6 protein-coding genes are annotated in these 9,732 nt (G+C 46.0%); 3 read left to right on the top strand and 3 right to left on the bottom strand.

Annotated elements, in window-relative coordinates; all coding sequences use genetic code 11:
• Window positions 1–809: S1C family serine protease (locus tag ABW391_RS27335; RefSeq protein WP_353485086.1), on the bottom strand; the 809-nt coding region annotated here is incomplete at its 3' end.
• 133 nt (window positions 810–942) lie between these two features.
• Here ABW391_RS27335 and ABW391_RS27330 point away from each other — a divergent pair.
• From ABW391_RS27330 to ABW391_RS27320, 3 genes are all read left to right on the top strand, one after another.
• Complete coding sequence (locus tag ABW391_RS27330; protein WP_353485085.1) at window positions 943–1,716, top strand: TerC family protein; 774 nt, start codon at window positions 943–945, stop codon at window positions 1,714–1,716.
• A gap of 112 nt (window positions 1,717–1,828) precedes the next feature.
• Window positions 1,829–6,442: a T9SS type A sorting domain-containing protein gene (locus ABW391_RS27325; protein ID WP_353485084.1), complete on the top strand. Its 4,614-nt coding sequence runs from the start codon at window positions 1,829–1,831 to the stop codon at window positions 6,440–6,442.
• Window positions 6,443–6,559: 117 nt separating this feature from the next.
• Entirely contained in the window at window positions 6,560–7,159 is a 600-nt protein-coding gene (locus tag ABW391_RS27320; RefSeq protein ID WP_353485083.1) for a Crp/Fnr family transcriptional regulator, read from the top strand.
• Window positions 7,160–7,286: 127 nt separating this feature from the next.
• On the opposite strand, the gene ABW391_RS27315 is transcribed toward ABW391_RS27320, so the two are convergent.
• Window positions 7,287–8,792 carry a GH3 auxin-responsive promoter family protein gene (locus tag ABW391_RS27315; protein ID WP_353485082.1) on the bottom strand — a complete coding sequence of 502 codons (1,506 nt, stop codon included), beginning with the start codon at window positions 8,790–8,792 and terminating at the stop codon, window positions 7,287–7,289.
• Between the two features lie 91 nt (window positions 8,793–8,883).
• Window positions 8,884–9,573: an outer membrane lipoprotein periplasmic chaperone LolA1 gene (lolA1, locus tag ABW391_RS27310; protein WP_353485081.1), complete on the bottom strand. Its 690-nt coding sequence runs from the start codon at window positions 9,571–9,573 to the stop codon at window positions 8,884–8,886.
• Window positions 9,574–9,732 lie beyond the last annotated feature (159 nt).

Here is a 9,732-nt window from a genome sequence, read left to right as displayed (position 1 = left end):
TTGCCTTCGTGGTAATGGACATTGATTTTGGCACTGCCTTTGGTAATCGTCCAACAATTGGGACCAGAACGAGACAGAGCCGCCTGATAACCCAGTTGCTCCAGCATTTCTTCAAGGGTGGCGGCAACTCCAATCGGTTCAAACTCATCCACACCATCGGGCAGGCTCAATTTGGCGCCACAATGCGGGCAATACACCCCTTCAATGGTAGATTTGAACACTCCATTGCTGCAAGAAGAGCAACGCACACCGATTTCTCCGCCACCTTTTTGAAATTCGGCCAGTGCCTCCGCCAATTGCTGAACAGGCAAACTGATACCGATGCTGTCGCCATCCTTGATTTTGAAGGTATTCACCCCTACAACTTGCTCCTGCATATTGATCAGTGGCCCACCACTGTTACCTGGGTTGAGCGCTGCATCGTGCTGGATGTACAAAATTTGCTCGATCTCATGTCGGGTATTTGACACAATGCCTTGGCTAGCCGAGTATTTGAATCCAAACGGATGGCCTACTGCTACGACCACATCTCCTTGCCGTACCGGATTGCCTATGCCCAATTGAACGGCAGGTGTTTCCACGGTTGGTGCGGCGACGAAAGCCAGATCGTGCCTTTCATCTATAAACAGCACCTTTGCCAATTGTTTGGGAAAATGCACACCGTTGATGACCACTTCCCGGTTGTCGCGTACGATGTGCTCGTTGGTGACAATAATTCCAGCATCGCGCAGGTAAAATCCGGTGCCGATAAAATATGGCGTGGCTATTTCTATGACGACGGAATAGTAGAGATCGATGGCTTTTTGCATGGTACTGCTGAATCGTATTTGGAGGGGAAAGATAGGGAATGAGGCACACAAAATCAAATGCTGCTTTTTACAAGTCAATTATCCATGATATTTTGGTTCAAGGGGCTATCTTTGCCCTTTCAAAAATAAGCGCATGACCGAATTGTTACATCAAATTTTTGGTCCAGACATTCAATCTGGCCTTCTCGTTGTTCTGAACCTTATTCTTATTGAAAGTCTGCTTTCGGTAGACAACGCAGCAGTATTGGCCACTATGGTCATGGATTTACCTGTACATCAGCGCAGCAGGGCCTTGCGATATGGCATCATTGGAGCCTATGTATTCCGGGGCTTGTGTCTAATTTTTGCCGCCTGGCTGGTACAAATCTGGTGGCTAAAACCGGTAGGAGGCTTGTATTTGTTGTACCTGACTTATGGTTATTTTAAAGGCAAGGCTACCCCTGAAGATTCCAGTGATGATTATGTAGATAAAAAATCAAACTGGTTGTATCGGGCTACCTTGGGTTCCCTGGGCCAGTTTTGGGCTACGATCGCTTTGGTAGAATTGATGGATTTGGCTTTTTCAATCGACAACGTTTTTGCAGCAGTCGCTTTTACCGATCAGATTCAATTGATTATACTAGGGGTATTCATTGGAATTTTGGCCATGCGTTTTGTTGCACAAGGGTTTGTTTCCTTGATGGAGCGCTTCCCTTTTCTGGAAAGTATAGCCTTTATTGTAATTGGAATTTTGGGGTTAAAGCTGAGTTTGTCTGGATTTAGCCACTATTTTCCAGAATCAACATTGGCCATTTATACGGAAGGAGAAATGGCGGATTTATTCACTTCCCTTCTGACAATTGCGCTTTTTGTCGTGCCAATTCTCAGTGCCTATTTTTTCAATTGGCCAAAACGGAGTGAAAAGTAAAACTTAGCCTGGTAGACGGCCTACTCTAATAGTGGTATTTACATCTTTTGCCACTTGTTTTTATCAGATTGTGATTATCTTTAAGTGTTTTTTTTGGCAAATCATTAATCTCATGGAGAAGTACTTACCGAAGCTGTCAAAAGCAGCTCCAGCGGCGATGTATGGATTTTTTATCCTGCTTTGTCTACCTTTCTTTTGGCAACAAATCTTGCTGAGTTCTCAGCCAGTTTCTGCTATTGAACCAAAATTCGTGCCAAAGTCTGGTATTGAAAAGCAAAATTTATTCGGTGGAATAGCCTGTCTAAATGAGGTGAGGGTTTCCCTGGGTGTCAACTGTACTTTTGAAGTAACCCCCAATCTGGTGGCAGAGTACAACAATGCGGACTGCCCAGGAGCAACCTTTGAATTGATTATTGCCGATCAAAACGCCAAAGCAATCACCAATAATATCCTCACCGGAGAACATGCGGGTCAACGCTTGAAGTATTTTTTGCGCCGCATTGGTTGCGACGAGGCCGGCTGTTGGGGTATTTTGGTGGTAGAAGACAAAAACGTGCCTCGAATTGATAGTGCTTGGTTTGATCCTACTCCCGTGATTTGCTCCAAAGTAGACTACATTCTGAACAATCCGCAAACCATAGGCAAATTAGGGCGCGCCAGCAGCCCACTCCAAATTCCTGCCGGAACCATCAATTACCGCAGCGAAGTTCAAGACAAAGTGCCTAATCTTGGTTTGGTTAAATTTTCCAACTGCGATCCTGATTGCCCAATTAGCGTAAAATGGAGCGACAGATTGGAAGTATACGGCTGCGATTCACTTTCCAAAAATGGCTTGTATGCCCGCATTTTTCGTACCTGGGTTGCTACAAACTGCGTGGGAATGCGCGCAGATACGGTTCAAGTGATCAACTTCGTTCGCCCCGCCGTAAGTGATTTTCGTTTTAATGGTGCTGGTTCGGATGAATACGATCGGGTAGTAACTTACACCTCTTGTACGCCCAATAAAAAGTTAATCCGTAGCATTGATGTTACTCCTTTCACCACTAAAAAGCGTGGTACTGTTACCGATACCCTTTTCCTGGATCAACAAGCCTGCAATTATTCCATGCAGATCAAAGATCAGGAATTTCCAATTTGTACCAATCGCGGTTTGAAAATTGACCGGGAAATCTATGTGTTTGACTGGTGCAAAGGGGGGATTGTGGATACTTTCCACGTGTTGATCAAAATTGGTGATTTCGATGCGCCAACGGTGATCACACCCCACCACCCCATCGAACTCTCAACCGGCCCAATGAATTGCGATGCTTCTTTCCCCGTGACCATTCGGGGCTTGAAAGAAGTATTGGGGGTAGAAGTGACCGACAATTGCTCAGTGTTCAACGTCAGCGTGAAAGTAGAAAGCAAAAGACGCTACGTAAAAGGGATCCTGATTGCAGAAAAGGGCGACAAGGAACCCTGGTTTGAAGAAGAATACCCCGTGGTGAATGGGGTCATGAGCGGCCTTACCCTGGGCAGGCACCGCGTAATCGTGGATGCTTTTGATGGCTGTTACAATGCCTCTAAAGATACTGTATTCATTACGGTTGTAGACAAAATTTCGCCCGTAATGATCATCGACAATCAGTTGAACGTGAGCCTCAGCAATGCCAACGGGTATACCAGTGGTTATGCCAAGGTCTGCGTCGACGATGTCAATGAAGGTTCCAGCGACAACTGCCAAATGCTTTGGATGCGCGTTCGCCGCAATGTACCTGTTGATTGTGAAAGCAGTTTCATCAATAAAGGATACGACTCCAATGGCAATGGCAAACTCGATCCATTGCCCGCCGACAACGACTGGACCAAAGCCGATGGTTTTGACCTCAATGGCGATGGCGATCTGGCCGACTTTGGCGAAACGTTTATCCTGAAAGGCGGCAAACTCATGACGCCCCTACAAAACTGTGCCGATTTCTTCTGCTGCGACCTAACCGCGAAAGTAACCATTGAACTCTGGGGAGAAGACATCAGCGGAAACCGCAACTTTGCTTGGGCAGAGATCCAACTCGAAGACAAGGTTATCCCCGCTTGCGTGGCGCCCTGGGATCTGACCGTGGATTGTGATGAAAAATGCCTGGCCACAATTGACAGCAAAACAGCTTCAGTCAATTGCTTCGGCGACGTGACCATCACCAGCGGCAACGATTGCGCTCCATTGGATACGGTTTACTCTACCGAGAAATCCCTGAAATGTGGCTATGGTTATATCCTGCGCAAATGGACGCTGACCAAAAAGACCTCGAAAGGACCAATTACTATTTTTTGCACTCAAAAAATTACCATTCGTGGCATACATGAGTACAACATTTGTTTCCCCAAAGACGCCAATCAAAAAGCCTGCAATAAACCATTGGTCGATAGCTTGATTAAGGACGAGTTGGGTTGTGACCTCATCTCGGTAAATGTATCCGACAAGCGCTACGACGCCTCTGATGATGAATGTTACAAAATCTTCCGCACCTATACCGTGTTGAACTGGTGTACTTATGATGACCGTTGCGGCGACCCAATGGCTAATGGCAACGTTTATGTAGTGGATCGGAGCACTTTCAACAATTACGGGAAAGCACCGATTTACCTACTGGTGCGGGATGCTGATCGTGATTTGAATGAAGAATTTTACCTCTCCAAAGATTTGACCCCCAAGAATGCGGATGACATCAGCTTTACACCTCCCAAATGTGCGTATGGCGAGTACTTCCACTCGTTTATGTATACCCAAATCATCAAGATTTACGATGAGGAGCGGCCTGTAGTACTCGTTCCTGTTTTGGACAAAATTCCTACCCGTTCTACGGATTGCAAAGCCGATGCGATTATCAGTTTCAAAGCCATCGACAACTGTACCGACAAAGTGGAGTTGGAACGAGCTCAATTGATGATTGCCCCATTCCAAACCCTTGATGCGGGCAAGATGATTCCTTACGAAATTCCACGCTGGATTGTGCGCGAAAACAAAGGCAACAGCTACCAGGTTACCATTCGCGATTTGCCGGAAGGCAAACACGATCTGATTGTAGTGGTGCGCGATGAATGCGGCAATTTGAGTGTTCCAACCCGTATTCCTTTTGAAATCCGCGATTGCAAAGGGCCTGCGCCAATCTGTATCAACGGCCTTGCAACTGACCTGATGCCCGACGGCAACGGTGGTGGCATGATGACCGTTTGGGCCAATGATTTCATCGGTTCCAAGATTTTTGATTGCAACGGACAAGGACCTGAAACTTTTGACGGTCAAAAACTGGTCACCAAATATTCCGTCAACCGGGAAGGAGAAACCCCCAATCCGAACCAGACAAGCCTGCAAGTAACCTGCGCCGATGCTGGCCTTACCCTCAGCGTCGAAGTACACGGCTGGGACGAATTGGGTAACCACGATTATTGCCTCTCCTACTTATTGGTACAAGACAACCGCAAAATTTGTCCGGCAGGATCCGCACTGGGTGGCGAAATCAATGGCCTGATTGCTACCGACGACACCGAGCCACTGGCGGGTGTAAGTGTAGAGATCAGTGGCAATGCCAGTAAGCAACAGCCTTCTGGAGCCACTGGAAAATATGCTTTTGTCAACCTGAAAAAAGGAACCGACTATACCATTGCGCCACAATTGGATCGCGATCACCTGAATGGAGTATCTACTTTCGATTTGGTACTCATTCAAAAACATATTCTGGGCATCCAGACTTTGAGCAATCCATACCGCATTATCGCCGCAGACGTAAATAACTCTAAATCGATCACGACCCTGGATTTGATTCAGATTCGCAAGTTGATCCTCAATATTGATCAACGTTTGAATGGAGTGCCGAGTTGGAAGTTTGTGGACGGCAGTTACAAATTCCCGAATCCAGCCAACCCCTGGCAGGCAGAGATGCCGCAGGTGGTCAACATCAATAACCTGCAAAATAAAGTGAATGCCGATTTTGTGGCCATCAAAATGGGTGACGTCAATGGCAACGCCAGCACAAGTGCCGGTGTGGTCGCCAAAGGCGAACTGCGCAATGACCGGGTTTTCAATATCCAGGCAGAAATCGTAAACCAGGCCAGAAATGCATTTCAGGCAGGTGAAATTTTTGCCGTAGCGCTCAAGGCCAAAGACCTGGCCAAGGTTCAAGGCTACCAGTTCACCTTGAATTTTGATCCGCAAATGCTGGATCTCGATAACATCGAATACCGCGCTCTAAAATCTGAGCACCTGGGCGTATTTGCCAATCAGGGAGACATCACGGTAAGCTGGAACAAAAAAGCCAGCCAAAGTCCAGATCCAACCCTCCTGGTTTTGCAATTCAAAGCCAAAAAAGCAGGTGCAATCCAGGATGTGCTGCAACTCAATGGCCGCCGTACACCCGCAGAAGCTTATGATTTGCAGGATGAGACAATCGGTGTCCAATTGGGTTGGGACAATCAAGGCTCAAATTTGGCGGAAGCTGTATTGCGCCAGAACACCCCCAACCCTTTTAAGGACGAAACACTGATCGAGTTCAGTTTGCCAAAAGCAACGCAGGCAACCCTGAGCATCCGGGATGTTGCAGGAAGATTACTTTGGACGAATCACAGTTGGTTTGTTCAGGGTGAAAACCGCGTACAAATCAATTCCTCAGCCTTACATGGCAATGGCGTATTGTACTATACCCTTGAGGCAGAAGGATTTACTGCTACCCGAAAAATGATTGTTTTAGAATAATCTCACTATTATTGACAATTGCTACAAAACAAGTTAGGCGGTAAATGAAAATTTATCGCCTAACTTGTTTTGTGGCTACCGTAATTCTTGTATTTTTCTTATTGAAAATTACATACTGTGGAAGAACTACAAGATTCGTACTTGGATATCCTTTGCGCCAATGATTTTATGACCAGAGCATCCGCTGAAAAGTTGCTCCAATTAGGGGAAGTGCTTAAACTTGATCGAAGAGATACTTTTTTGACCATTGGAGATCAAAGACCAATAATGGGAATTGTATTGCGCGGTCTGATGAAAATGTTCTACCTCAAAAATGACAAACCCATCAACATTTTCCTGATTCCAGAACAAGCAGTGGTCAGCAATTTTGATATGCTGTTCAAATCCCAGCCCAGCAACCAGGAAATCGAATGCATCGAAGAGACGGATTTACTGTTGTTGGACTATGAAGCTGTGCTGAAAAAACAAAAGGAGGATGTCGATTTTTGCTTTGACATGTACAATATGGTTTTGCGTCAACTATTGGATTCCCTCTACCGTATCGAAACTTTTTTGCTCTTGAACGCTACTGAACGCTTGGAGCGTTTTCTGGATGAGCAGCCCGAATTGGCCCAAAGAATCCCCCTCAATGTATTGGCTTCGTTTATTGGTGTTTCAGAGGTTCACGTCAGCAGAATCCGGGCAAAAAAATACAAGAAAAAACCGCTACCAGGTTAGATCATTAACGCAGAAAAATTAGCTTCTCGATTTTGGATTTTGAATAGGAAGTCGAACGGTTCATTTCAAGTGAGCTTCCTATTCAAAAGCCTCTCAAAAAATCGGGAAGTAATTTTTTGCGTCAGACTTAGTAATCCAATTTCAAGCCCTCCAAGTCGTTTGCAATTTTTCGATCATTGGATAAACGTGGCACTTTATTTTGGCCACCCAACTTGCCCTGGCTTTTCATGTAGGTTCGAAATGCATCCCTTTGCAAGGGCGTAATGACCAGTGAACGCAGGATACTGCCCACAATCAAGTCTTCGTAATAGATGTTTTGCAGGATCATCAACTCGTCGAGTCGAGCAGAAAAAGAAGGGAGATCGTCGGGCAGGCTGTCAAATTCAACCAACCATTCGTGATAAGGAAGTCTCCCTTCGAGTGGATTCACCTGGGGAGCAACCGTAAATTCCACCACCTTCACTTTTTGCTCCCGACATACCTGGAGCATGGCTTCTTCTACTTCTTTGCCAATGACGTGTTCGCCAAAAGCTGAAATAAAGTGCTTGACGCGCCCCGTGACCAACAAGCGATGGGGATTGGTGGATACAAAGGACACCGTATCACCCAGGTTGTACCCCCACAGTCCCGCGTTGTTGTTGATGATGACTGCATAATTCACTCCTGGTTGCACATCCTTGAGCCACACGCGGGTGGGGTTTTCATTGAAAATTTCTTCAACAGGAACAAACTCAAAGAAAATACCCGAGGCGGAATTCAGCAAGAGGCCGGGTTGGGTTTGGCTATCCTGAAACGCAATGAAGCCCTCTGAAGCTGGATAGGTTTCCACACTATCGATGCGCGCGCCGACCAGTTCTTCTAATTTGGCGCGATAAGGTTCGTAGTTTACGCCGCCATAGGCGAAGACGGAATAATGGGGAAAAATCTCTTTGATTGTCTTTTTGCCAGAGCGTTCAATCAGCCGCTCGTAATACATCTGCACCCAGGGTGGAATTCCGCTGATGAGACTCATGTTTTGCCCCAACGTTTCCTCCACTATTTTGTCCAGTTTGGTTTCCCAATCCTCGATGCAATTGGTGGCGTAGCTGGGCATTTGATTAATTTTCAACCAATTGGGAATCATGTGATTGGAAATACCCGATAAGCGGCCAGTAGGGATACCCGCGGTTTCACTCAATTCTGGGCTGCCCGATAGGAAAATCAATTTGCCATCCAGCCAGCGACCATTCCCGGTTTCAGCAAAGTAGTTGAACAAGGCATTTCTAGCCGACCCAAAATGGTTGGGAATACTGTCTTTGGTGATTGGGATGTATTTTACCCCAGATGTTGTCCCCGAAGTTTTAGCAAAATAGGCAGGTTTGCCTCTCCACAACACATCGGTTTCACCCGCTTTGATGCGCTCAATATAGGGTTTGATGCCCTCGTAATCGCGGATGGGAACCCGCTCGATGTAATCCTGATAGGAATTGATTTGGTCAAATCCATGCGCTTTTCCGAAAGCAGTATTCCTGCCAACGGCAATCAACTGCTTAAAAATTTGCTCTTGCGACTGTACCGCATGAGCCGACCAACGCTTGATGTCGCGCGCAATTTTGTGGGCAAAAGGCTTGATGATAGCGGAACGAAAACCCATTTTTCTTAACGAAGCATTGTGAAGAATGAAAACACGATAAACTCAGCGCACAAAATAGGCTTTAACCCCAAGACCCCAAAATCCTAGAGCCTTACTCCCTCAAATCTTCAATGTGATAGCCCGGATAATTTGCCTTGTTGAAAGTAAAACTGGCATCTGTTAAGGGCAAATTAGGCGTCAATTTGGTCATCACGAGGGTATAGCGGGAGCCATCCTTGCCAAAAGCCTTGAATTCGATGAATTCCTGGGTCTTTTTGTCCAGCGTGAGGCGTAATTTGGAGTATTCAGAATACTTATCGGTGGGTTTGAATTCGATTTCCTGCACTACGCGTTTGCCCTGCGCAAATTCATTGGTAATGGCATAGATGAAATCCTTGCGCAAGTAAATGCGGAAAATGGATTGCGGAGACATGAGGCTTTCATCGTCATTGGCATCCGCGGCATTGTTGATTTGTACTTCCTTGTTTTTGGGCAAAATCAACCAAAGTGATTTCCCATCAGAAATCATGGATTGCTCGTTGACATCCACCCGGTACTTTGCCCCTTTTTGCAGCAATTTTCCCTTTTGAACCTCCTTGGGTTGCTGGGGCATTTCCATCGTAACCGAAAATTCTGCATCCATGGTTTTGTAGCCTTCGTACTTGGTCCTCATTTTATCCAAAACCAGTTTGGTTGCCGGGTCAGAAGTCTCCTTGGGCGGAGTGGTCACTTTGCCGCTGGTTTGTGCGGAAATTGCCCATGCATATATTGCCAGGAGGCCAAACAAGAACATTTTTTTCATTGGTATCAAATTTTCAAACCTGTTTGCCACTACCCGATTTGGCAGCGCTCAAAGTTAACGACATTTAGACGACTGAAATTGATTTGAGAAACGAATTAGTATGCAGTATGACGCAAAAAATTACTTCCCGATTTTTTGAGAGGGTTTTGAATAGGAAGC

It is taken from the genome of Haliscomenobacter sp. (genome assembly GCF_040403615.1).
Taxonomy (GTDB): Bacteria; Bacteroidota; Bacteroidia; order Chitinophagales; family Saprospiraceae; genus Haliscomenobacter.
The sequence above is the reverse complement of the archived record's forward strand: the minus strand, read 5'-3'. Positions and strand labels throughout refer to the sequence as shown.

Excerpts from the sequence above, each read along its gene's own strand:
- ABW391_RS27330 (WP_353485085.1), top strand. The coding sequence starts at position 943 with ATGACCGAATTGTTACATCAAATTTTTGGTCCAGACATTCAATCTGGC.
- ABW391_RS27325 (WP_353485084.1), top strand. The coding sequence starts at position 1,829 with ATGGAGAAGTACTTACCGAAGCTGTCAAAAGCAGCTCCAGCGGCGATG.
- ABW391_RS27315 (WP_353485082.1), bottom strand. The coding sequence starts at position 8,792 with ATGGGTTTTCGTTCCGCTATCATCAAGCCTTTTGCCCACAAAATTGCG.
- lolA1 (WP_353485081.1), bottom strand. The coding sequence starts at position 9,573 with ATGAAAAAAATGTTCTTGTTTGGCCTCCTGGCAATATATGCATGGGCA.